The sequence below is a fragment of the Streptomyces sp. NPDC045967 genome, assembly GCF_056430495.1.
On record NZ_JBWKLE010000020.1, the window covers coordinates 104,342 to 124,228 of the forward strand.

At 73.2% G+C, this 19,887-nt stretch carries 26 protein-coding genes and 1 pseudogene; 13 read left to right on the top strand and 14 right to left on the bottom strand.

Annotated elements, in window-relative coordinates:
• Positions 1 to 12: 12 nt before the first annotated feature.
• A complete protein-coding gene (locus AC07FY_RS28315) occupies positions 13 to 798 on the bottom strand; it encodes a phosphatase PAP2 family protein (protein WP_479011755.1) in 786 nt (261 codons plus the stop codon).
• Between the two features lie 156 nt (positions 799 to 954).
• Positions 955 to 1,743 (bottom strand): annotated as a pseudogene (locus AC07FY_RS28320) (phosphatase PAP2 family protein); the annotation flags it as partial.
• A gap of 93 nt (positions 1,744 to 1,836) precedes the next feature.
• On the opposite strand from AC07FY_RS28320, the gene AC07FY_RS28325 reads away from it, so the two are divergent.
• Positions 1,837 to 2,667, top strand: a complete 831-nt coding sequence (locus AC07FY_RS28325) for a restriction endonuclease (RefSeq protein WP_479011667.1) — start codon at positions 1,837 to 1,839, stop codon at positions 2,665 to 2,667.
• Positions 2,668 to 2,779: 112 nt separating this feature from the next.
• On the opposite strand, the gene AC07FY_RS28330 is transcribed toward AC07FY_RS28325, so the two are convergent.
• Entirely contained in the window at positions 2,780 to 3,673 is an 894-nt protein-coding gene (locus tag AC07FY_RS28330) for an oxygenase MpaB family protein (protein ID WP_479011670.1), read from the bottom strand.
• A 167-nt stretch (positions 3,674 to 3,840) separates the two neighbouring features.
• Between AC07FY_RS28330 and AC07FY_RS28335 the strand changes: the two genes are divergently transcribed.
• The 3 genes from AC07FY_RS28335 to AC07FY_RS28345 all read left to right on the top strand — a co-directional run bounded on the left by AC07FY_RS28335 (position 3,841) and on the right by AC07FY_RS28345 (position 5,181).
• Entirely contained in the window at positions 3,841 to 4,299 is a 459-nt protein-coding gene (locus AC07FY_RS28335) for a DUF5709 domain-containing protein (protein ID WP_479011673.1), read from the top strand.
• Between the two features lie 348 nt (positions 4,300 to 4,647).
• Positions 4,648 to 4,821: a CsbD family protein gene (locus AC07FY_RS28340; RefSeq protein ID WP_479011676.1), complete on the top strand. Its 174-nt coding sequence runs from the start codon at positions 4,648 to 4,650 to the stop codon at positions 4,819 to 4,821.
• Between the two features lie 162 nt (positions 4,822 to 4,983).
• Entirely contained in the window at positions 4,984 to 5,181 is a 198-nt protein-coding gene (locus AC07FY_RS28345; RefSeq protein ID WP_479011679.1) for a hypothetical protein, read from the top strand.
• Positions 5,182 to 5,543: 362 nt separating this feature from the next.
• On the opposite strand, the gene AC07FY_RS28350 is transcribed toward AC07FY_RS28345, so the two are convergent.
• Both AC07FY_RS28350 and AC07FY_RS28355 read right to left on the bottom strand, forming a co-directional pair.
• Positions 5,544 to 5,924 carry a toxin Doc gene (locus AC07FY_RS28350; protein ID WP_479011682.1) on the bottom strand — a complete coding sequence of 127 codons (381 nt, stop codon included), beginning with the start codon at positions 5,922 to 5,924 and terminating at the stop codon, positions 5,544 to 5,546.
• Between the two features lie 2 nt (positions 5,925 to 5,926).
• Positions 5,927 to 6,172 (bottom strand): ribbon-helix-helix domain-containing protein, encoded by a 246-nt coding sequence (locus AC07FY_RS28355; RefSeq protein WP_479011685.1) that lies wholly within the window; start codon positions 6,170 to 6,172, stop codon positions 5,927 to 5,929.
• 135 nt (positions 6,173 to 6,307) lie between these two features.
• Between AC07FY_RS28355 and AC07FY_RS28360 the strand changes: the two genes are divergently transcribed.
• Together AC07FY_RS28360 and AC07FY_RS28365 are read left to right on the top strand one after the other, a co-directional pair.
• Positions 6,308 to 6,640, top strand: coding sequence for a hypothetical protein (locus AC07FY_RS28360; RefSeq protein WP_479011688.1), 333 nt, complete (start codon positions 6,308 to 6,310; stop codon positions 6,638 to 6,640).
• 222 nt (positions 6,641 to 6,862) lie between these two features.
• Positions 6,863 to 7,051, top strand: a complete 189-nt coding sequence (locus AC07FY_RS28365) for a DUF6381 family protein (protein ID WP_479011690.1) — start codon at positions 6,863 to 6,865, stop codon at positions 7,049 to 7,051.
• 61 nt (positions 7,052 to 7,112) lie between these two features.
• On the opposite strand, the gene AC07FY_RS28370 is transcribed toward AC07FY_RS28365, so the two are convergent.
• Complete coding sequence (locus AC07FY_RS28370; RefSeq protein ID WP_479011757.1) at positions 7,113 to 7,268, bottom strand: DUF6131 family protein; 156 nt, start codon at positions 7,266 to 7,268, stop codon at positions 7,113 to 7,115.
• Positions 7,269 to 7,362: 94 nt separating this feature from the next.
• On the opposite strand from AC07FY_RS28370, the gene AC07FY_RS28375 reads away from it, so the two are divergent.
• On the top strand, positions 7,363 to 7,776 hold the full coding sequence (locus AC07FY_RS28375; RefSeq protein WP_479011693.1) for a hypothetical protein: 414 nt from the start codon (positions 7,363 to 7,365) through the stop codon (positions 7,774 to 7,776).
• Positions 7,777 to 7,842: 66 nt separating this feature from the next.
• On the opposite strand, the gene AC07FY_RS28380 is transcribed toward AC07FY_RS28375, so the two are convergent.
• The 5 genes from AC07FY_RS28380 to AC07FY_RS28400 all read right to left on the bottom strand — a co-directional run bounded on the left by AC07FY_RS28380 (position 7,843) and on the right by AC07FY_RS28400 (position 11,291).
• A complete protein-coding gene (locus AC07FY_RS28380; RefSeq protein ID WP_479011696.1) occupies positions 7,843 to 8,877 on the bottom strand; it encodes an iron-containing redox enzyme family protein in 1,035 nt (344 codons plus the stop codon).
• Positions 8,874 to 9,158: a CDGSH iron-sulfur domain-containing protein gene (locus AC07FY_RS28385; RefSeq protein ID WP_479011699.1), complete on the bottom strand. Its 285-nt coding sequence runs from the start codon at positions 9,156 to 9,158 to the stop codon at positions 8,874 to 8,876. Before AC07FY_RS28385 ends, AC07FY_RS28380 begins: the two co-directional genes overlap by 4 nt.
• Positions 9,142 to 9,783, bottom strand: a complete 642-nt coding sequence (locus AC07FY_RS28390) for a HemK2/MTQ2 family protein methyltransferase (protein WP_479011759.1) — start codon at positions 9,781 to 9,783, stop codon at positions 9,142 to 9,144. Before AC07FY_RS28390 ends, AC07FY_RS28385 begins: the two co-directional genes overlap by 17 nt.
• 203 nt (positions 9,784 to 9,986) lie before the next feature.
• Positions 9,987 to 10,217 carry a DUF6479 family protein gene (locus AC07FY_RS28395; protein WP_479011702.1) on the bottom strand — a complete coding sequence of 77 codons (231 nt, stop codon included), beginning with the start codon at positions 10,215 to 10,217 and terminating at the stop codon, positions 9,987 to 9,989.
• Between the two features lie 78 nt (positions 10,218 to 10,295).
• Entirely contained in the window at positions 10,296 to 11,291 is a 996-nt protein-coding gene (locus AC07FY_RS28400) for a magnesium and cobalt transport protein CorA (protein WP_479011704.1), read from the bottom strand.
• A 142-nt stretch (positions 11,292 to 11,433) separates the two neighbouring features.
• On the opposite strand from AC07FY_RS28400, the gene AC07FY_RS28405 reads away from it, so the two are divergent.
• From AC07FY_RS28405 to AC07FY_RS28425, 5 genes are all read left to right on the top strand, one after another.
• Positions 11,434 to 12,054 carry a flavodoxin family protein gene (locus tag AC07FY_RS28405; RefSeq protein ID WP_479011707.1) on the top strand — a complete coding sequence of 207 codons (621 nt, stop codon included), beginning with the start codon at positions 11,434 to 11,436 and terminating at the stop codon, positions 12,052 to 12,054.
• A 44-nt stretch (positions 12,055 to 12,098) separates the two neighbouring features.
• Positions 12,099 to 12,992, top strand: coding sequence for an SDR family oxidoreductase (locus AC07FY_RS28410; protein ID WP_479011710.1), 894 nt, complete (start codon positions 12,099 to 12,101; stop codon positions 12,990 to 12,992).
• Between the two features lie 46 nt (positions 12,993 to 13,038).
• Positions 13,039 to 15,273, top strand: a complete 2,235-nt coding sequence (locus tag AC07FY_RS28415) for a catalase (RefSeq protein WP_479011711.1) — start codon at positions 13,039 to 13,041, stop codon at positions 15,271 to 15,273.
• Positions 15,274 to 15,460: 187 nt separating this feature from the next.
• Positions 15,461 to 15,736, top strand: a complete 276-nt coding sequence (locus AC07FY_RS28420; protein WP_479011714.1) for an isoamylase early set domain-containing protein — start codon at positions 15,461 to 15,463, stop codon at positions 15,734 to 15,736.
• Between the two features lie 210 nt (positions 15,737 to 15,946).
• Positions 15,947 to 16,396, top strand: coding sequence for an SRPBCC family protein (locus tag AC07FY_RS28425; RefSeq protein ID WP_479011717.1), 450 nt, complete (start codon positions 15,947 to 15,949; stop codon positions 16,394 to 16,396).
• A gap of 86 nt (positions 16,397 to 16,482) precedes the next feature.
• Here the strand turns inward: AC07FY_RS28425 and AC07FY_RS28430 are convergent, their stop codons facing one another.
• Entirely contained in the window at positions 16,483 to 16,887 is a 405-nt protein-coding gene (locus tag AC07FY_RS28430) for a cofilin family protein (protein ID WP_479011720.1), read from the bottom strand.
• 177 nt (positions 16,888 to 17,064) lie between these two features.
• Between AC07FY_RS28430 and AC07FY_RS28435 the strand changes: the two genes are divergently transcribed.
• Entirely contained in the window at positions 17,065 to 17,553 is a 489-nt protein-coding gene (locus AC07FY_RS28435; protein WP_479011723.1) for a flavin reductase family protein, read from the top strand.
• A 150-nt stretch (positions 17,554 to 17,703) separates the two neighbouring features.
• On the opposite strand, the gene AC07FY_RS28440 is transcribed toward AC07FY_RS28435, so the two are convergent.
• Both AC07FY_RS28440 and AC07FY_RS28445 read right to left on the bottom strand, forming a co-directional pair.
• On the bottom strand, positions 17,704 to 18,513 hold the full coding sequence (locus tag AC07FY_RS28440; protein ID WP_479011726.1) for an SDR family oxidoreductase: 810 nt from the start codon (positions 18,511 to 18,513) through the stop codon (positions 17,704 to 17,706).
• A complete protein-coding gene (locus AC07FY_RS28445; protein WP_479011728.1) occupies positions 18,510 to 19,688 on the bottom strand; it encodes a carboxylate-amine ligase in 1,179 nt (392 codons plus the stop codon). The genes AC07FY_RS28440 and AC07FY_RS28445 overlap by 4 nt, the downstream gene beginning before the upstream one ends.
• Positions 19,689 to 19,887 lie beyond the last annotated feature (199 nt).

Here is a 19,887-nt window from a genome sequence, read left to right on the forward strand (position 1 = left end):
GGCCGGCTCCCCTCAGGGCTGCCCACCGGCCGGCCCGTGGGTCCGTACGTCGACAGGTGCCTCGGGGTCGGGGCCCGCGAGCTCCGGCTCCAGGCCCTCCTCGGCCACGGTCGTCCGGCGGCGCCCGCTGTCGGCTCGCCACGCCTCGAAGACCAGGGTGGTGGCGGCGACCACGGCAAGGCCGAGCAGCCACCCGCCCACCACGTCGCTCACCCAGTGCACGCCCAGCGCGACACGCGTGTAGCCGACGCCCAGCGCGGAGACCAGTGCCAGTGCCCAGGGGACCGGCCGCCAGGCTCGGGGCACCAGGGGCAGCAGGACCAGCAGGAGGATGGCGCAGGAGGTCACGCCCGTCATCGCGTGGCCGGACGGAAACGCGAAGCCGGGCGCGTGGGCGACGGGGTCGGGCAGGCTGGGGCGTGCCCGCTCCACCACGATTTTCACCGTCACGCCCGTCAGGGCGCCCGCCACCGCCGTCACGGATGCCCAGGCCGCGAGGCGCCAGGCGCGGCGGCTGAGGAGCCAGAGCACGAGCGCGGCCACCAGGAGACGCAGCGTCACCGGGTCCCACACGTAGTCGCTGAAGACGCGCAGCACGCTCACCCAGCCCGGCCGGGCGAGGGCGGCTTCGTGCAGGTGCTCGGCCACGGCCCGGTCGAGGCGGTGGAGGGGGGGCCATTGGGACTCCACCAGGATCAGGGCGAGGGCGAAGGGCACGGATGCCGCGGCCGTGACGGCGGCGGTCACCAGCAGCCGCGCGCCGAAGGTGGCATCGGAGCCGGAGTACCGTGCGGCCAGGGCCCGGGCCGCGGTGCGGGCCCGACCGGATCGAGCCGTCCCGGATGCCGCCCCGGGTGCCGCCCCGGCGTTCGTCCCCGGCGCCGCCACGGATCGCTGCTCGGGCCGCGGTCCCGGCGCGCGGCCGGACAGCGCGACGGCACCGATGATCAGCAGCGTCGCCGCGCCGTTGAGCAGGCCGCCCACCACGTCGGTGGGGTAGTGCATGCCGCGGTACAACCGGGACAGCGCGACGGCCGCCGGAACGAGAAGTGCGGCCGCCGCCACGGCGTACCGCCACCATCCGCGGCCGCGCGTCCTCAGCAGCACGATGACGGCGAGGCCCGCGTACAGCGCGACCGAGGCCCCGACGTGCCCGGACGGGAAGCTCGAGGTCGGCGGCGCTCCGTCCAGCCGGGGGACGTCGGGACGCGGCCGTCGTACGAGCGCTGTCACCAGCAGGAACACGGCCGACTGCACGGCGACCGACGCGGTGAGGAAGAGCGCCTCGGCGCGCCACGGAACGCGCGGCAGGACGAGCAGCGCCACGACGCAGACCACCGTCACGCCGATGACGGTCTCGGTGTCGGCCAGGACGGAGAGCCACCGCGTGACCGCCGTGAGCGGCGCGGCCCGTTCCTCGGCGAGGTGGCGACTGGCCCGGTCCTCCCACGCCAACCGCCGCCGGTCCGTCGCCAGTCCGGTGAGCAGGGTGCCCAAACCCACCATCAGGGCTGCCTGGACCGGCAGGAGCAGCAACGGCCAGGTCCTGCGGCGGGTGGCGGCACCGCTTTCTCGCGTCATGGGGATCTTGTTGCCGCGGCGGGCCCGATGATGCACCGGACCGGGTGCGCGGGCGTGTACCGGGACGCGCCGCGGTCGCCGACCGGGAAAGTCCCGGGCTCCCGGAAGCGTTTGAATCCGAAGATCCCGATCAGATGAGAGGGGACGTCCCAGGTCCGCCATCGTCCGGTCGGTGACCGGCGGTGCGGGCGGCGAGGCGACCGAGGGGGCCGCGCCGAGGGGCGCGTGTCGTGAAGAGTGAGGGAGGGGGCCCGTATGACGGTATCGCGAGGGCGGCGGGGCGAGCGCGGCTCCGGTGCGTCGTCGGTGGGGCGCGATGTCGTGCTGGCGGTGGGGCTGGTGGCCATATGCCTGGGCGGGGCCGCCGTCTTCGTCAGGACGGCATCCGTGGCGGGTGGCGGCACGCAGGGGCTCCCGGTCATGCCGATCGTGACCGTCGTCGTCCTGGCCGCCGGTGTGGCGCTGGCCCGGTGGAGCGTCGCTCCGGGCCGACGCCGCTCCCCCGTGCACGGGGCGGCCTCGGGCGGGGCGGGCTGGCGCGAACCGGTCGGGCTCGGCGCACCGCCGTCGGACGCCCCGGCGGCCGCCGGGGCGCAGCGCGGGCCGGCCGACCTGCCCGACGTGGGCGCCGACGCCCTGGACCACGCGGCGGTGGACGCGGACGGCTTTGAGCACACGGTGGCCGCGCTGTGCGCCCGGGACAGCTGCCCCCAGGTGGAAGTGGTCGGCGGCGCCGGGGACTTGGGGGCCGATGTGATCGCCACGACGGCGGAGGGCCTGCGCGTGGTCATCCAGTGCAAGCACTACGGCGAGGGCAACCGGGTCGGTTCGCAGGACCTCCAGCGGTTCGGCGGGACCTGCTTCGCCGTGCACGAGGCCGACATCGCCGTCATCGTCACCACCAGCGCGTACACGGCTCCGGCCCTGGAGTACGCCGCCACCTGCGGCATCGTCTGCGTCGACGGCGACGCACTGGCCGCGTGGACGGAGTCGCGGACCCCTCCGCCGTGGGAGGCGGTCGCGGCGGCAGCCGCCCGGACCGGCTCCGCATCCCCCCGGCCCGACGCGGCCCGCCCCTCCGCCTGAGGCCGCCGCGTCCCCCGTTTCAGGTCCTCCCGGGATCGGCCGTCGAGCCGATGCACCGAACCCCGCGGGCGCGTACCCCCCTCGTCTCCGTCGCCGACCGGGTCGTGCGCTCTCAGCCGGGCGCCGCGGACGGCCTGGGGGCCGGGGGCAGGGCCCAGCGGATCGCGCGGGTCACCGCGTGACCGCCGGCGCGGGCCGCCGGGGCGGGTACGTGACCGGCCGCGGAACCGGCGCCGGTGGTGACGGCCGACTTTGCCCAGGGCGGCAGGAGGTCGACGGCCGCCGCCGCGAGCAGCGCGTACGGCAGCCTTGCCGGCACAGGCAGCGGCGGATCGGTCAGCAGGAAGCGGGCGGTGTCCCGGGACGCGGCCGTCGGCCGCAGCGCGGGCCGGTAGTCCGCGATCCGCTCCGCGAGTTCCCGGACGCTCCGCGGCGGCCGGTCCGCGCCCAGGGCCCGCGCCACCCGCGCCGTGTCGGCGAGGTAGGCGTCGCAGCCTGCCGCGTCCAGCGGGTGCCTGCCGTAGCGCTGGTGGGCCCGGAGGAAGCACTCCGCCTCGGCCGTGTGGACCCAGGTCAGCAGCTCCGGGTCGTCGGCCCGGTACGCTACGCCCTCGGCCGTCCGGCCTCGGATGCGGCCGTGCACCTCTCGGACGCGTGCCACGGCCGCCTCGGCGTCGGCGCTCGTGCCGAAAGTGGTGACCGCCAGGAAGGTACTGGTCCGGTGCAGGCGTCCCCACGGGTCGCCCCGGTATCCGGAGTGCGCCGCCACCGCTGCCATCGCGACGGGGTGCAGGGACTGGAGCAGCAGGGCGGCGAGCCCGCCCACGAACATCGACGCGTCTCCGTGCACCCGCCTGACCGGCCGGTCGGGGGCGAACCAGCGCGGCCCGGGCGTCAAGTGGATCCGCTCCCGGTTGCGGGCGCCATCGGGCCCGGCGACACGCTGGAAGACCGCGTCGCCGGCTTGCCGCCGGATCCGCCCGGCGGCCGTCGTCGCCCTTGCCATGCGTCCAGTATGCGCCGGGGCACGGTCCGGCCGGCTCCCCCGTGGGGGCGGGCGGTTGAGCGGTCCCGCTCCGGGCAGGTGCCCCGTGTACCGCGCCCGCGGATCCACAGGACCGGTGCGCTCCGCCGCCCGCGCGGAACGCCGAACCCCAGGGATCGGAGAAGCCGATGAGCACCGCCGACGCCTACGGGGACGAGGTCTACCAACCGCAGGAGACCGACGAGCCCGCCGAGGCACAACCCGACCTGGAGAACGCCCTGGACGAGCCGGACCTGGACGACACCCTGGACACCGCCTTCATTCCGCTCGACCGCCCCCTGGCGGTCGACGAGCGGGGCACGACGGCAGCCGAGGGGCATGACGGGGAGAGCCTGGACCAGCGGCTGGCGCGGGAGCGTCCGGAGGTGTCCGCGCTGGACGAGGCGTCCGACGAGGCCGGTGATCCGCTGCTGGCCGGAGCGGACCGGGCGGGCCGGCTGATGGCGGTCGACGAGTGGGCTCCGCACCGCCACATCTCCGTAGTGGCGCGTGACGTCGGCATCGACGGCGGCGCGGCATCGGCCGAGGAGGCCGCCGTCCACCTGGTCGAGGAGTTGCCGCCGCCCTCCGGCGACCAGGACGGATGAGTCGCTCGGTTCCGAGGACGGGGCATGCGCTCCAGGGCGCCCGCGGCGTTCGGCTGTTCCGCGCGCACCCGCGCGCGAAAAGCCCGAGCCGCGTGATGGCGGGGGGATGCCACCACGCGGCTCGGGCGCGCTCGGGAAGGCCCGCGCCGCTCACCGCCGCGGTCTCCCGTGACCCGCGTATGACCGGTTTTCGCGGGCCCAAACGGTGCAGCCGCGCAATTCCCGGAGTCGGCCGACGTGCGCCGCCCGACCGAACGCGGGCCGGACGGGCCCGCGCGTTTGGCGGCCGCGATCCGGGTCACATGCGCAGTGCAAGCCAGTCCCCGCACCCCCAGGGAGTGATCAGCTGTGTCGCATGACGAAAAGGGCAAGGCCAAGGCCGAGCAGGCGAAGGGCAAGCTCAAGGAGGCGGCCGGCCGCGTCGCGGGCAACGAGCGGATGACAGGCGAAGGCCGGGCCGAAGGGGCCAAGGGCGATGCCCGTCAGGCCAAGGAGAAGATGAAGGACATGTTCAAGCGGTGATCTGACCGCAGGACGCGTGCGTGCGGTGGTCCCGAGCCCCTGGCAGAAGGGTTCGGGACCACCGCTCGTGCGCGTGGGGGCGCCGCGCTGCGGATGCGAGTGGTGACGGTCCGTGCCAGCGTGATCGGGAGAGTTCCCCCCACTCGATGAGGAGTCGCCGTCATGGGCGGTATGCAGGACAAGCGCCAGCAGCCGGGCAAGGGTCGCGAGGAGCAGCGACGCCCCCAGCAGCCCGGCCAGGACCCGGTCCACCCCGACCCCGCCATGCCGTCCCGCAGCGGCAAGAGCCCCGAAGAGATCAACCGCCGCGACGAAGACCCGCTGCGCGACGAGCGCGATCTGCGCGACGACGACTTCTGACAGGCCGGGGACCACACCCGCACCTGCCATCCTCAGGGCCCGGCCGGAATGCGAGAGCTCCGGCCGGGCCCTGTCACGTCTTGGGCGGCGACGCACGGATCCCCTGCGCGGCCCGGACCCACCCCCCGGGGCACGGACGGCTCCGCGCATCCTTTAGAGTTCAACCACTGCCCGCGGTACGTCGGCTTGCGCGCCGATCGCGGGCCCCGCACACCACGGCTGCCGAGACGCGCCCCCGTCCGGCGGCCCTTCCCGGGGGCTGGCGCCCCACCCCCGTGCGCGCCAGCCCCCACCCCTCCACCCCGGCCGCGGCCCGGCACGGGCCGGGGCGCCCGGGCCGGTCACCGAACGGCGGGACCCCGTCAGGCCGGGGGCGCCATCGCGCGCAGGCGGTCGGCCACGTCGTACACGGTCAGGCGGAGCGACCGGATGTCCGTGATGAGGCTCCGCCACGGCTCGAAGGCCGTGTCCACGTCCTCGCCGGAGGCCCTGATGTAGGCGAAGGCGACCCCGAAGCCGAAGTACTCGTTCCGCGCCGGGAGCGGCCGGGTGAGCACGAGCTGCTCCAGCAGTGCGGCCGCCCGCCAGTAGGCGTCCGGCTCGTCCGTTTCGAGGGCCGGGGTGTTCACACGGTGCCGGGCGACCGCGGCCACCAGGCCCGAGTAGTCCAGGACCCCCAGCTCCCTGCTCAGCAACTCCTCATGGCGGTCGAGGAGCCATCGGAGGTCGATGTGCAGGTCCAAGATCAGGCCCCCCGGTGCGTCTTGCCGGACGAGGGGAGCCCGCCGAATTCGGCGTCGAAGGCATCGGCGAGGCCAGGCCGGCCGACGGCCTCGCGGAACGCGGCGGTGGCCCTGCCGAGGGCGAGCTGGTTCTCCTCCTCGATGGCCAGCTCCGCGAGGTAGGCCCGCACGCTCTTGCCGCGCGCGGCGGCGAGGGTGGCGAAGCGGTCCCGCGTCTCTGAGTCGATCTTCACGGTGGTATCTGCCATGCCCCGAGTATGCGGCCTGGAATACCTCTGTGAATACCCCTCGTCGGCCCCGTGCGGCCGGGGACCTCGGCCTGCGGGGGCGCGCCGGGCGCTCCGACGTCACACTGGCAGGACGACTACTGACCAGGAGGCCGGATGAGCTGGGCATCATGGACCACCCCGGGGGTCTTCGCCGGGCGCAACGGGGTGCGGACCGGCGAGGAGGGCCCCGTCCTCATGGGTGAACTCGACGTGCACACCACCTGGACCGAGGTCGAGGGCATGGCGCACGTCACCGTGCAGTACAGCGGCGGGTCGGAATGGCTGCCGCTGGCGGGAAGCCCCGTCCCCTGTCCGAGCGAGGCCGCCAGCCGGGCCCTGCACGACGCGGTCATCCACGCCATACGCGGTGGCGGCGCCCTCCCGCTCGATGCGGACGGTCCCCGGGCCGCCCAGGATCGCGCCGCGAGAGAACGGCGGGCCGGCTGAGCGGACAGCCGCCGGTGCGCCGGCCCGGCGGGTCCTGCGCGTCCTGCGGGTCCTGCATGTGCTGTGCATGCGTTTCTATAGTGGGGGAAGCGTCCTTCCTGGGGCCATCGTCCCACCCGCCGCCCGGGCGGGCGCGCCCTGTGGGGCCATCGGGGTGGGGTGGCGCACCAGCACTCCACCTGCTTGCCTGGGGGCGTCCAATCCCCGACTCGAGGAGCGATCATGACCGGTGACAGCCAGCCGAGCGAGCAGGCCCAGCAGATGCGCGACAAGGCCCAGGAACTGGAGCAGGCGGCGCAGCACGCCACCGACCCGGCGGAGCAGCGGCGGTTGACGGACAAAGCCCTGCACCTGCGGGAGAAGATCGAGCGGGAGCACGGCAGGGGAAGCGCCACGATGGACCCCATGTAGACACCCCGTGTGAACCGGGGTCCATGAACGTGGCCGGGCCGTGCCGCATGTCCCGGCGCGGTTACCAGTAGTGCCGGCGGCCGCCGACCTGGTGGCCGACCGCTCCCAGGATCCAGAGAATCGCCCCGATGACGAGCAGGACGATCCCGATGGTCCACAGGATCGAAATGCCCGTGAGGAATCCGACGATGAGAAGAATGATGCCGAGGACGAGCATGTGATGTCCTCCGTTTTCGCTTGACGGTTCACCACCAGGGTAGGCGCCAGCCGTGCCCGGCCGCTTGTCCGGGCGCGGTTCCAAGGAGAACTTCATGATTCTCATCCTCGGACTCGTCATCCTGATCGTCGCCGTCGGTGTCGGCCTGGCCGGGATATTCGGCAATACCGGCGCGGGGCACGAGCTCGGCGCCGGCGGCGATTTCTCGATATTCGGCTACCACGCCACCGGCACGACCGGATCCCTGTTCCTGACCGGGATCATCGTGGGGGCCGTGGCCCTGCTGGGCCTGACCCTGATCATGGCCGGGGCCCGCCGGTCCGCCCGTCGCTCGGCGCGGGCACGGCGGGAGCGGGACACGGCGCACCGTGGCGCCGCTGCCGACCACGACCGCGACGACCTGGTCGACGCACGCGACGACACGCCGCGCGACGGCACGCGTACTCCGGCCGCCGACGCCCCGCGCCGCCGCCACCATTGGTTCGGCCACCGGGCCGCGCCCCACTGACAACCGCCGAGGGGCGCGGCCGCCGGGCCGCGCCCCTCGCATCGCCTGCATCACGGGACGCCTGGATCACGCCCCGGGCAACGGCATGCGCAGCGCACTGCGGCCCTGGTCCCAGGCGTCGCGGATGTGGGCCGCGAGGCGGTCCTCCAGGAGCACCGTCGCGGCGCAGCCGAAGGCGATGTCCGCCTCCAGGTGGGGCTCGTCGGCCAGCAGTCCGCCGATCACCTCGTGCCGTACGACCTGCTCGTGGACGGCGTCGGCCTCGACGTGCTCGGCGTAGAAGTGCTCCGCGGCGGGCCCGGCTCCGCAGCGCCGCATGGCCTTGGCCAGTCGGCGGGAGCCGGGTGACGAGGTGACCTCGACGCACGCGAAGTGGCCGACGAGAGCGCCGCGCAGGGCCCGGTGGAGCCCCAGGAGGGACATCAGGTTCACGGTGGCGAGCAGGGGCGCCGGGGCCTGGTCCAGGTAGCGGCCGTACGTGGAGTCCAGTGCCAGGTCGCCCATGAGGTCCGCGAACAGCCGGGCGTGGACCCGGTCGGCGCGGCCGGCGCCGAACTCGTCGTACTCGATGGCCACCATGGCGGCCTTGGCCCGCCCGGTGAGCCGGGGGATGACCCAGGCGTGCGGGTCCGCCTCCTTGAGGTGGTAGAGGGAGCGCAGGGCCGCGTACTCGCGCAGCTGCCACAGCTCCCCCTCCGTCTCGAGGTGGTGGCTGAGGCTGCCGGAGAGGTCCACGGGCTCGACCAGGAGGGGACCGAAGGCGTCGTCCACCGTCGTCGGGGCGTCGTGCAGCTCGGTGCGCAGGGCGTGCAGGAGACGGGTTTCCAGAGCCTGCCGCAGCCGCAGCAGCTCCGGGTCCCACTCCCGTGCGTCGTCCACGCCGTCGAAGCCGCGGTAGTGGAGCTCGTACAGCAGGTACAAGGCGAGCTGGAGGTCCTCCCCCCACGGATCCGCCGTCAGTACGGCGGTCGTGGCGTACACCGGCGGGCCGCCGGAGCGCAGCGCCTCCGCCACGGCGCGGGACAGCTCGCCCCTCCCTTCGACCAGGCAGGGACCGGCGGCCGGGGTCACCGTGCTCGGGCTGGGGGTCGGAGGGGTCATCGGGGGTTCCTGTCCTCGGTCGGGGAGCCGGCGCGCTCACGGGGGCGGTGGCTGGTGTCGCACCAGGGGTAGGTGCGGCTGCGGCGGCAGGTGCACACCGCGACCATGAAGCGGTCCGAACGGGCGACGGTCCCGTCGTCGAGGGCGATCTCGACCGGCCCCTCGACCAGGACGGGGCCCTTCGGGTCCACTGCCACCCGGCGGGCGGTCGCTGCCGCGGGCGCTACTGCGGGCGCCGTCACGGGGGCCGCGGCCGGGCCGTGGTCAGTCGGCTTGGGCACGGATGATCACCAGCTCTTCCCACTCCTCGGCTTCCGCCGCCAGTCCCTGCTGCTCCAGCCAGGCCCTGCGCGAACGCAGGACCGGACCCCACGGCACCGAGGCACGCGTCGTGACCTCCGCGGTCAGTCCGGCGGCGGCCAGGCGGCCGAGGGTCTCGTCGGGCCCGCACATCGCCGAATGCACCATGAGCAGGACGCCCCCGGGACGCAGCAGGGCCGGTGCGCGCGCGCAGATCCTGTCGATCACTCCGCGCCCGTCGGGGCCGGCGTCCCAGGCCCGCTCCGGCCCGTGCGAGGGGAGGCGCGCGCCCGGGGCGGGGACGTAGGGCGGGTTCGTGACGACCAGATCGAAGCGGCGGCCCGCGGTGCGTGCCTCGAAGTCGCCGTGCCGGACGCGCAGGGGCAGCCGCCAGCGCAGCGAGTTCAGCCGGGCCGTGGCGACGGCCCGCCAGGACACGTCCACCGCTGTGACCTGGGCTCCCCTGCCCGCGGCGTGCAGGGCCAGCGCTCCGGTGCCGGTGCCGATCTCGAGCGCCTCGGTCTGCGGCCCCAGGTCTTCCTGGGAGAGCGCCTCCGCGAGGAGGAGGGTGTCCGACTGCGGTGCGTAGACGCCCGGCAGGGCCATCAGACCGGATGGCAGCGGGGGAAGGGTCAGAGCCGTAGAGGGCACCGCGTACCTCCGGGTTCGAGTGCGGTCCGTGGAGCGGACCGCGGTGGTGTGATCGACAACCTGCGAGTTCCCTCGAAGCGGCGGCCCATCCGAATTCCCGTCGATCTTCAGAGGAAGAGCCGAATACCCATTCTCGAGCGAAGGGCGGATTCGTGCGCTCATACGCGGGGTCCGTGGCCGCCCGGGGTGTCGTCCGGCGTCTGCCAGGAGTCCTCGCGGCGCTGTGCCACGGGATTCTGGTCGGCCGGCTGGGCGGGGGCCTTGCGGCGTGCGCTGCGTCGGCTGCCGTACCAGAAGGCACCGAGCAGCAGGACCACCACCAGTACGCCGGCGAAGATGAGGAAGAAGGCGCCGCGGCCCTCGGCCGCGAGGATCTCGGTAGGAATCATGGCTGGCGCCTACCCTGGATCGGCCGGGTTACGGGCCTCTTCGCCGACCGTGTTCCAGTCGGTTGCGGAGGGCTCGTGCTAAAGCCAGCCATTGCGGCGGAAGGCTCGGTGGAGGAGACCCGAGGCCACCGCCATGAGGCCGACGGCGAGGGGGTAGCCGTAGCTCCAGCCGAGTTCCGGCATGTGCTCGAAGTTCATCCCGTAGACACCGGCCACCATGGTGGGGATCGCGAAGATCGCGGCCCAGGCGGAGATGCGCCGCATGTCGTCGTTCTGCCAGGTGCCGACGCGGGCCTGCTGGGCGTCGAGGACCGAGTTGAGCAGTTCGTCGAGCGTCCGCACCTCGGTGTCGGTGCGGTGCAGGTGGTCGGCGACGTCGCGGAAGTAGGGCAGGACCTTCGTCGGGCGCTCCTCCTCGCCGAGCCCGGCGACCAGGCCGGACAGGACCGGGACCAGGGGTTGCACGGCGTCGCGGAACTCGCGGACCTCCCGTTTCAGGGAGTAGATGTCCTCGGTGTGGTCCAAGCGGGAGGTCGAGAAGACGCGGTCCTCCAACTGGTTGAGCGCGGTACGCACCCGCTCGGCGGCCGCGCTGTAGGCGTCGACGGCGACGTCCAGGACGGCGTGCAGCACCGAGAGGGGGCCGAAGCGCAGCATCGAGGGGTCCGTCTGGAGCCGGCGAGCCGCCTCGGCCACCGGATCCACCTCGCCGTGCCGGACGGTGAGGACATAGCGCGGGCCGACGAAGAGCATCAACTCGCCGGTCTCCACGGCCGCCTCCTCCTCGACGTACCAGAGGGTCTTCAGTGCGACGGCCAGCACGTCGCCGAAGCGCTCCCGCTTGGGCCGCTGGCGGGCCTGTACCGCGTCCTCGACCGCGAGGGGGTGCAGGCCCAGCTCCGCGGCCAGTTGCACGAGCTCCTCCTCGGCCGGGTCGACCAGGTGCACCCAGCCGAACTCTCCGTCGCCGAGCTCCCGCAACCGTTTCAGGACCAGCCGGCACGCTTCGTCGTCGATGCCGCACTCGACCGTCTCCGACCGGCCCGACCGTTCCTCGTACACCACGCATTCCATACGCCGCGCATGCTTCGGAACCGGGATTTCATGCGTGCCCGCGCACGGCCGGTACGGGTCCGCCGGTGTCCTGGACTGAGCCAAAGGGGATCAATCGCGGCGCATACGACATCAAAAACGGGTGTCCGGGTAGCCGGACACCATGGAATCCCACCACCCTCCGCTCCGCGCCGTCGCGCTCGTCTGCTCCTTGTCCCCCTCCCCCGCTCCGTCGAGCTCCCAGTTGCTGGCCGAGCAGACCATGGCGGCCCTGGCCGAGCACGGCGTGACCGGGACGACCATCCGGATCGCCGACCACGATGTGCGGCCCGGCGTGCAGACGGACATGGGCGAGGGTGACGCCTGGCCGGAGATCCGGGAGACGATCCTGGGCTGCGACATCCTGATCCTGTCCACGCCCATCTGGCTCGGCCACGCGTCCAGCATCGCCCAGCGCGTGCTGGAGCGTCTGGACGCGGAGATCTCCCAGACCGACGACGAGGGCCGCATGCTCACCTACGGCAAGGCGGCCGCGGTCTGCGTCGTCGGCAACGAGGACGGCGCGCACAAGGTGAGCGCCGACCTCTTCCAGGGCCTGAACGACGTCGGGTTCTCCCTCTCGCCGAACGCCGTCACCTACTGGGTCGGCGAGGCCATGCAGGGCACCGATTACCAGGACCTGGAGAAGACCCCCGAGAAGACGGCGGCCACCACGGCGACGCTCGCCGCGAACACCGCCCACCTCGCCCGCCGCCTGAAGGCCGCGCCCTACCCGGCGGCCTGACCGGCGGCCGACCCCGTACAGCGCAACCGACACCGGAGAAGTGCATGTCACCGAAGGACGCACCGCGCGATCTCGACCCCGTCACCGGCTATCCGCGCCCGCCGTTCCCCGACCAGCAGCAGGACCACCCCGGTTCCACCGAGGGGATGGACCCGCGGCCGGACCACGGGGAGGCTTCCTACCAGGGCCACGACCTCCTCCTCGACCGGGCAGCCGTCGTCACGGGCGGCGATTCCGGCATCGGCAGGGCCGTGTGCCTGGCCTTCGCCCGGGAGGGCGCGGACGTCGTCTTCACCCATCTGCCCGAGGAGGCGGACGAGGCCGCCGAAACCGCGCGCCTGGTCCGCGACGCGGGGCGCAAGGCCGTACCCGTCGAGTGCGACATCCGCGACGAAACCCAGTGCGCGGCCCTCATCGACCGGGCCGTGGGCGAACTGGGGCGCGTCGACATCCTCGTCAACAACGCCGCCTACCAGATGGCGCAGCCCGACGGGATCGAGGCGATCACCACGGAGCAGTTCGACCGGGTGATGAAGACCAACCTGTACGGGATGTTCTGGCTGACCCGCAAGGCCCTTGCCCACATGCCCCGCGGCGGGTCGGTCATCAACACCACCTCCGTGCAGGGCTACCAGCCCAGCCCGCACCTGCTCGACTACGCGATGACGAAGTCGGCGATCATCTCGTTCACCCACGGACTGGCGCAGATGCTCGCCGAGCGGGGCATCCGCGTCAACGGGGTCGCACCCGGACCGGTCTGGACACCGCTGATTCCCGCGACGATGCCCGACGCGAGCGAGTTCGGCCGGCAGTCCCCCCTGGGCCGTCCGGCCCAGCCGGCCGAGATGGCCCCCGCCTACGTCTTCCTGGCCTCGGCCCAGGCGAGCTTCATCACGGGCGAGATCGTCAACGCCACGGGCGGAACGCCCCTGCCGTGACCTGCGGCGAAACCTCTACTTGGACAAATCGAAGGAGTTAGTGCGCATGACGAAGCGGAAGTCCTCGAACGACATCACCGACCACGAGATCCCGGGCAAGCCGGGCCCGCAGTCCCCCTCCGTGGCCGAGCCGACGGAGCCCATGGAACCGCTGCCCCCGAAGCCCGACCAGAACGGCCCGGACACGGTGAGCCCCACCGGACAGGCGACGGGGGCGGACCAGGCCCGCGTGGCGCAGAGCGGCGCCTACCTGACGACGGCCCAGGGGGCGCGTCTGCACGACACGGACCACTCGCTGAAGGCCGGGGCACGCGGTCCGGTGCTGCTCCAGGACCACCATCTGCGCGAGAAGATCACGCACTTCGACCACGAGCGGATCCCGGAGCGGGTCGTGCACGCGCGGGGCGCCGCCGCGCACGGCGTCTTCCAGGGCTACGGCACGGCCGGCGAGGTGTCGAAGGCGGCGTTCCTCGCCAAGGACGTGGAGACCCCGGTGTTCGTACGGTTCTCCACCGTCCTCGGCTCGCGCGGCTCGGCCGACACCGTGCGCGACACGCGGGGTTTCGCGACGAAGTTCTACACCGACGAGGGCACGTTCGACCTCGTGGGCAACAACATCCCGGTGTTCTTCATCCAGGACGCGGTGAAGTTCCCCGACATCATCCACGCGGGCAAGCCGCACCCGGACCGGGAGATCCCGCAGGCGCAGAGCGCGCACGACACGTTCTGGGACTTCGTGTCGCTGCACACCGAGGCCACCCACCACACGCTGTGGAACATGTCCGACCGCGGGATCCCGAGGTCGTACCGGATGATGGAGGGCTTCGGGGTCCACACCTTCCGGATGGTCAACGCGGCCGGTGAGAGCGTGCTGGTGAAGTTCCACTGGAAGCCGAAGCTGGGCGTGCACTCCCTGGTCTGGGAGGAAGCGCAGATGATCAACGGGATGGATCCCGACTTCCACCGGCGGGACCTCTTCGACGCCATCGAGGCCGGCGCCTACCCGCAGTGGGAGCTGGGCATCCAGGTCTTCCCCGACACCCCGGAGCAGACCTTCGAGGGGATCGACCTCCTCGACCCGACCAAGATCGTGCCCGAGGAGCTGTCGCCCGTTCAGCCCATCGGTCTGATGACGCTGAACGCCAATACCAAGAACTACTTCGCCGAGACCGAGCAGGTCGCCTTCCACCCCGGCCACCTGGTCCCGGGCATCGACGTCACCGACGACCCGCTGCTCGCCGGCCGGCTCTTCTCCTACCTCGACACGCAGATCAGCCGGCTGGGTGGCCCGAACTTCGGCCAGATCCCGATCAACCGGCCGCACGCGCCCGTCAACGACATGCTGCGCGACGGCATGCACCAGACCGCCGTCCACACGGGCGTCGCCCCCTACCGGCCCAACAGCCTCGACGGCGGCTGCCCCTTCCTGGCCGGAGCCGACACGTCCGCCTTCGTCGAGACGCCCGTGACGGTTCCGGCGGCGAGCAAGGTGCGCGAGGCACCCGCTTCGTTCGCGGACCACTTCAGCCAGCCGCGGCTGTTCTGGCTGAGCATGACCCCGCCGGAGCGCGAACACATCATCGCCGCCTACACCTTCGAACTGAACAAGTGCTACGAGCAGGCCGTCAAGGAACGCAACCTGCAGGTGCTGGCGAACATCGACCCGCAGCTGTGCGAGCAGGTGGCGGCGGGCCTCGGGCTGCCGGCCCCGGAGCCCACCGTGCCCCTCGCCCCCGCCGAGCCGAGCCCGGCCCTGTCGCAGCTGGGAGGGACCTGGCCGGCGGACGGGCGCGTGATCGGCATCGTCGCCGACGCCGCGGCCGACCTGGACGGCGTACGGGCGGCCCGGCAGGCCGTCCTGGACGCCGGCATGGTGCCCCTCGTCATCGCGCCGACGGGCGGGAAGCTCGACGCCGAGGGCGAACCGATCGCCATCCAGCGGACCTTCGCCACCGCGCGCTCCGTCGAGTTCGACGGCCTGCTGCTGGCCGGAGTACCGCAGGCCGGCGCCGACGCGTACGGTGCCCGCGATGCCAAGGCGGGCACGGCACTGCCGCCCAAGGCGCCGGACCCGCGCGTCGTGCTGCTGGTCACCGAGGCGTACCGGCACGGCAAGGCCATCGGCGGCTGGAACGGCGCGGAGCGGCTGCTGGAGACCGTCGGCATCACGGCGGTCGACCCGGGTGTCGTCTTCACCGACAGCGGGGCCGCGGCCGTGGACGCCCTCGCCTCGGCGCTGGGCGGGCACCGGGCCTGGGAGCGGTTCCCCGCCGCCCTCTGAGCCCGGACCGGACCCCGACCGGACCCGGTCCCGCCGTCGGCGGGGCCGGGTCCACCCCTGCCGGGGCCGGATGCGGAGTCCGGCCGGGTGACCTCTGCCCGGCGCACGGCCGCGTGGGGCGCCGCCGCACTCCCCCGCGCGCGAGGATGCACGGGCTCGATCCCGTTCCTCCCGGCTGGAGACATCCATGCTCGAACGCAAGCAGCTCAAGGGCCGCACCCACGTCACCTTCATCCTTCCCCAGGACGCTCCGGACGGGCCGGTCAGCGTCGTCGGGGACTTCAACCACTGGAACCCCGCCGCCCACCCGCTGGAGCCCCGCGGCGACGGCACCCGTGCGGCGACCGTCGCACTGCCCTCCCACAGCGCCCACTCCTTCCGCTACCTCGCGGCCGGCGACCGCTGGTTCGACGACGAGCAGGCCGACAGCCACGACGGACTCAACGGCCGCATCCACACCTGACCGGCGGCCCGCCACCCGGCGCGACCCCGTGACCCGCGCCGGGCCCGGCGGGCGCGAGCCCTGTCAGCCGGACGGTGCAGCAGGACGGCTCCTTCGGGGCATGCCCGCCGGCGGGCGGGGCAGGCGAGTCCGCGGCGGGCACCCATGACGTGCTCCGCCCGGGCCGCACGCACCGGCCGGCCCGGCTCCACGCACCACCAGGAGGTCAGCATGTCGCACGTCAGGGAATCCATCGAGGTCGACGTCCCCATCCGGGCCGCCTACGACCAGTGGACCCAGTTCGAATCGTTCCCGCAGTTCATGGACGGCGTCGAGCGGATCGAGCAACGCACGGACACCCTCACGCACTGGGTGACGAAGATCGGCGGCGTCGAGCGGGAGTTCGACGCGGAGATCACGGAGCAGATCCCCGACCACAAGGTCGCCTGGGTGACCATCGGCGGCCAGAGCGAGCAGTCCGGCCTGGTCACCTTCGAGCCGATCGACCCCTCGCACACCCAGGTCACACTCATGATGGACTTCGACCCGGACGGCATGGCGGAGAACATCGGCGACAAGCTCGGCTTCATCGACCGTCAGGTCAAGGGCGATCTGAAGCGCTTCAAGCACTTCATTGAGGACCGCGGTTCGGCCACCGGCGAGTGGCGCGGGCAGGTCTGACCCGCCCCCGACGGGTCGGCCGCCACGCGCGGCACGGCAGGGCGGCCGCCGGTGCAACCGGCGGCCGCTTACCTGCGACCGGGTCCTCAGCCGGCCAGGGCGACCAGCCGCCGGTAGTCCAGCTGCTCCGCCCGTCGGGCCGTCAGATGCACCCGGACACCCCCGAGGAGCTGCTTCAGGTCCGTGTAGCCGGCCGTGTAGGACTCCTCCTGTGCGTCGGCGCCCGAGGGCATCCACAGGATCAGCAGCGTCTCGTGCCGCCGTGTGCCCTCCCGCGTCGCGAAGGACAGCTCGTGGAGGACCAGGCGCGCCGCGTCCGCCGACAGGGCCCGGACCAGCTCCTCGTGGGTCAGGTTGCCCTCCAACTCCACCACCAGGTCTCCCGGCGGCGCGTCGGGGTAGCGCAGGATGACGGTGTTCACCTCACGCCTGTCCCGCAGGTGCCGCAGGGCGTCGACGCCCTCTTGTGAAAGGTGGGTCGGGCTGCTCACACGGGTCTCGCTTCCATACGGGGCCAGGACCTGGAATTCAACGACTCCGGCCCTCCGAAGGATGCGACCCGGCTTTCCCCGGGCCGCACTTCGGCAGGGGCCGTTCCTGATGTACGTCCCGGCAGCGCGCATGGCGGCCGGACGATCGACGAGCTGCGGAAGGCAGGGGACCTGATCGTGGGAAGGCTGGACGGGTTCACGCGGATACTCGACTATCCGATGTACGTGGTGACGACGGAGGCCGGGGGCCGGCGGGCGGGCTGCCTGGTCGGCTTCACCTCGCAGTGCTCGATCGACCCGCCCCGCTTCATGGTGTGGCTCTCCAAGGCCAACCACACCTATCGGACCGCTCGCCACGCCTCCCATCTGGCGGTCCACGCGCTGCGAGGCGACCAGAAGCGGACGGCCGAGCTCTTCGGGAGCCGGACCGGCGACGACATCGACAAGTTCGAGCACGTCGCCTGGGGACGGCCGGCCGCGTGGGCTCCGCCGGTCCTCGAGGACGTGTGCGGCTGGTTCGTCGGCCGGATAGAAGAACGCGTCGACGGCGGAGACCACGTCGGGTTCCTGCTCTCGCCCGTCGAACAGGGCCCGCCGGGCCCCACGCGTCCGGACCTGCTGCTCTTCAGCGATGTCCAGGACCTCTCACCGGGACACTCGGCCTGAGCGGACGCGCGGGCGCCGGGTGGGGCCACCCAGGACGCCGGACCGCGGATGTGGGACGGCGGACAGCAGACGGCGCACGGCGGACATGGATGGGCCCCGGCCTCGTGGGGTGCGAGGCCGGGGCCGCCGGCAGTGCGCGGGACGCTCCCCTCAGGGGCGGCGCCAGTCGTGCTGCCGCAGGTGCGAGCCGGCCATGGGTCCCATGCGCAGCATGCCCCCGTCGACCGCCCAGGACGCGCCGGTCACGTACGAGGCGTCCGGGCCCGCCAGGAAGGCGACGACGGCCGCCACCTCGCGCGCGTCACCGGGGCGGCCCGCCGGGATTCCCGGCCGCTCCTCGCCGCGGACGTCCCCGTCCTCCTGGCCGGTCATGGGCGTGGCGATCTCGCCGGGGGCGACGGCGTTCACCGTGATGCCGTGCTCCCCCAGCTCCAGGGCCATCACCTGGGTCAGCAGGCCGAGGCCCGCCTTGGCCGCGCAGTAGGGGCCGGAGCCCACCCGGGGCTGGTGTTCGTGCACCGACGTGATGTTGACGATGCGGCCGCCGCGGCCCTGGCGGATCATCCGGCGTGCGGCGCGCTGGCTGCAGAGCAGCGGACCGACGAGGTCGACGTCGAGGACCTCGCGCACGGTGTCGAGCTCCAGGTCGACGAAGGGGGTGGCGGTGCCGATGCCCGCGTTGTTGACGAGCACGTCGATGCCCCCGAGCTCGTCGGCCAGCTCGTCGACGACGTCCGCGGCGGCCGGCAGGCGGGTGAGGTCGAGCCCGGCCACCACCGCGCGGCGTCCGCAGGCCCGTACCTCCTCGGCGGTCTCCTGCGCTCCCCGCTCGTCGTGGTGCCAGGTGATGCCGATGTCGGCGCCCGCCTGTGCGAGCCGCACGGCGACGGCCCGTCCGATCCCCGAGTCCGAGCCGGTGACGACCGCGGACCTGGCGGTGAAGTCGAGTGGAGTGATCATGAGCGGAACCCTTCGTGGTCGGCCGCGAGAGGTGGCAGGTCGGGGACCACGGCGCGGTCTTCGGCGCGGTCTTCGGCGCGGTCCTCGGCGCGGTCCTCGGCGGTGAGCAGGTCGGTGACGGCCGGAAGGCCGCCCTCGGCGAGGGCCCGGCGCTGCCGGTCGGCCGGTGTGCCGCGGCGCAGCAGGCGGTGCACGAGCGAGTTCACCTCGCGCTGGTCGCCGGACTCCTCCAGGGCGGGGGCGATGTGCCGCAGGAGCATGTACAGCACGTCCCCGCTGCTGTGGGGTCGGCCGTCCGGGGCCAGCAGGGTGCTGCTCAGCCCGTGGCGGGCGGCGTGCCAGGTGGCGGCCTGCTGGAGTTCGGGCTGCCACTCCACGAGCGGCGCTCCCGCCTTCTCCTCGGCCATCGCGGTGGCGACCAGGGCCCGGACGATACCGGCGAGCATGACGGCCTCGTCGGCGTCCAGCTGCACGTCGCAGCAGCGCACTTCCACGGTGGGATAGCTCTCGGAGAGCCTCGCCTGCCAGTACAGCTGGCCCCGGTCCGCGATGACGCCCGATTCCACCAGCGCGTCGACACGCGCCTCGTAGTCCGCGAGGTCAGCGAAGCGCGGTACCGGCCCGCTCACCGGCCAGCGGCCGAAGATGATCGTGCGCCAGCTGGCGAACCCGGTGGCGCGACCGTCCCACAGGGGCGAGTTCGCGGACATCGCCAGGAGCGTCGGCAGCCACACGCCCAGGCGGTTCAGGACCGCCACGCCGGTCTCGCGGTCGGGCACGCCGACATGGACGTGCATCCCGCAGATCAGCTGCTCGTCGACCAGCAGCCGGGCCTCCCCGCGCATCCTCAGATAGCGCGGCCTGCCCGTGACCGGTACCGGGACGGTGTCCCTCAAGGGTGCGGCGCCCGAGGCCGCGATCCGGCAGCCGTTGGCCTGAGCCGCCGAGGCGACCGCGTGGCGCAGCCGCAGGAGGTGACCGCCCACCTCGTCCAGTGCCTCGCAGACGGGGGTGGCGACCTCGATCTGCGCCTGGAGCAGCTCGTCCTGCACCTCCCGTGCGTCGGCGATCGGCGCGAGTCCGGCCGTGGCCCGTACGTCCTCCACGAGCGGCGCGGGGAGCAGGGTGACCGGGTCGACCAGCAAGTACTCTTCCTCGACCCCAACTGTGATCATGCCGGGCGGCTACCCCGTACCGCCTTGATCATCCCGCGCGGGCGGGGTATATGCGCGGGAGCGTTTTGACCGCCACCGCGGGGGCAGGTGCACCGCGTCGCCCCGGGGGGGGGGGGGGGGGGGGGGGGGGGGGGGGGGGGGGGGGGGGGGGGGGGGGGGGGGGGGGGGGGGGGGGGGGGGGGGGGGGGGAGGGGGGGGG

Coding starts and splice junctions, on each gene's coding strand:
- AC07FY_RS28325 (WP_479011667.1), top strand. CDS start 1,837: ATGACGGTATCGCGAGGGCGGCGGGGCGAGCGCGGCTCCGGTGCGTCG.
- AC07FY_RS28330 (WP_479011670.1), bottom strand. CDS start 3,673: ATGGCAAGGGCGACGACGGCCGCCGGGCGGATCCGGCGGCAAGCCGGC.
- AC07FY_RS28335 (WP_479011673.1), top strand. CDS start 3,841: ATGAGCACCGCCGACGCCTACGGGGACGAGGTCTACCAACCGCAGGAG.
- AC07FY_RS28345 (WP_479011679.1), top strand. CDS start 4,984: ATGGGCGGTATGCAGGACAAGCGCCAGCAGCCGGGCAAGGGTCGCGAG.
- AC07FY_RS28355 (WP_479011685.1), bottom strand. CDS start 6,172: ATGGCAGATACCACCGTGAAGATCGACTCAGAGACGCGGGACCGCTTC.
- AC07FY_RS28360 (WP_479011688.1), top strand. CDS start 6,308: ATGAGCTGGGCATCATGGACCACCCCGGGGGTCTTCGCCGGGCGCAAC.
- AC07FY_RS28365 (WP_479011690.1), top strand. CDS start 6,863: ATGACCGGTGACAGCCAGCCGAGCGAGCAGGCCCAGCAGATGCGCGAC.
- AC07FY_RS28370 (WP_479011757.1), bottom strand. CDS start 7,268: ATGCTCGTCCTCGGCATCATTCTTCTCATCGTCGGATTCCTCACGGGC.
- AC07FY_RS28375 (WP_479011693.1), top strand. CDS start 7,363: ATGATTCTCATCCTCGGACTCGTCATCCTGATCGTCGCCGTCGGTGTC.
- AC07FY_RS28380 (WP_479011696.1), bottom strand. CDS start 8,877: ATGACCCCTCCGACCCCCAGCCCGAGCACGGTGACCCCGGCCGCCGGT.
- AC07FY_RS28390 (WP_479011759.1), bottom strand. CDS start 9,783: ATGGCCCTGCCGGGCGTCTACGCACCGCAGTCGGACACCCTCCTCCTC.
- AC07FY_RS28395 (WP_479011702.1), bottom strand. CDS start 10,217: ATGATTCCTACCGAGATCCTCGCGGCCGAGGGCCGCGGCGCCTTCTTC.
- AC07FY_RS28400 (WP_479011704.1), bottom strand. CDS start 11,291: ATGGAATGCGTGGTGTACGAGGAACGGTCGGGCCGGTCGGAGACGGTC.
- AC07FY_RS28405 (WP_479011707.1), top strand. CDS start 11,434: ATGGAATCCCACCACCCTCCGCTCCGCGCCGTCGCGCTCGTCTGCTCC.
- AC07FY_RS28410 (WP_479011710.1), top strand. CDS start 12,099: ATGTCACCGAAGGACGCACCGCGCGATCTCGACCCCGTCACCGGCTAT.
- AC07FY_RS28415 (WP_479011711.1), top strand. CDS start 13,039: ATGACGAAGCGGAAGTCCTCGAACGACATCACCGACCACGAGATCCCG.
- AC07FY_RS28420 (WP_479011714.1), top strand. CDS start 15,461: ATGCTCGAACGCAAGCAGCTCAAGGGCCGCACCCACGTCACCTTCATC.
- AC07FY_RS28425 (WP_479011717.1), top strand. CDS start 15,947: ATGTCGCACGTCAGGGAATCCATCGAGGTCGACGTCCCCATCCGGGCC.
- AC07FY_RS28440 (WP_479011726.1), bottom strand. CDS start 18,513: ATGATCACTCCACTCGACTTCACCGCCAGGTCCGCGGTCGTCACCGGC.
- AC07FY_RS28445 (WP_479011728.1), bottom strand. CDS start 19,688: ATGATCACAGTTGGGGTCGAGGAAGAGTACTTGCTGGTCGACCCGGTC.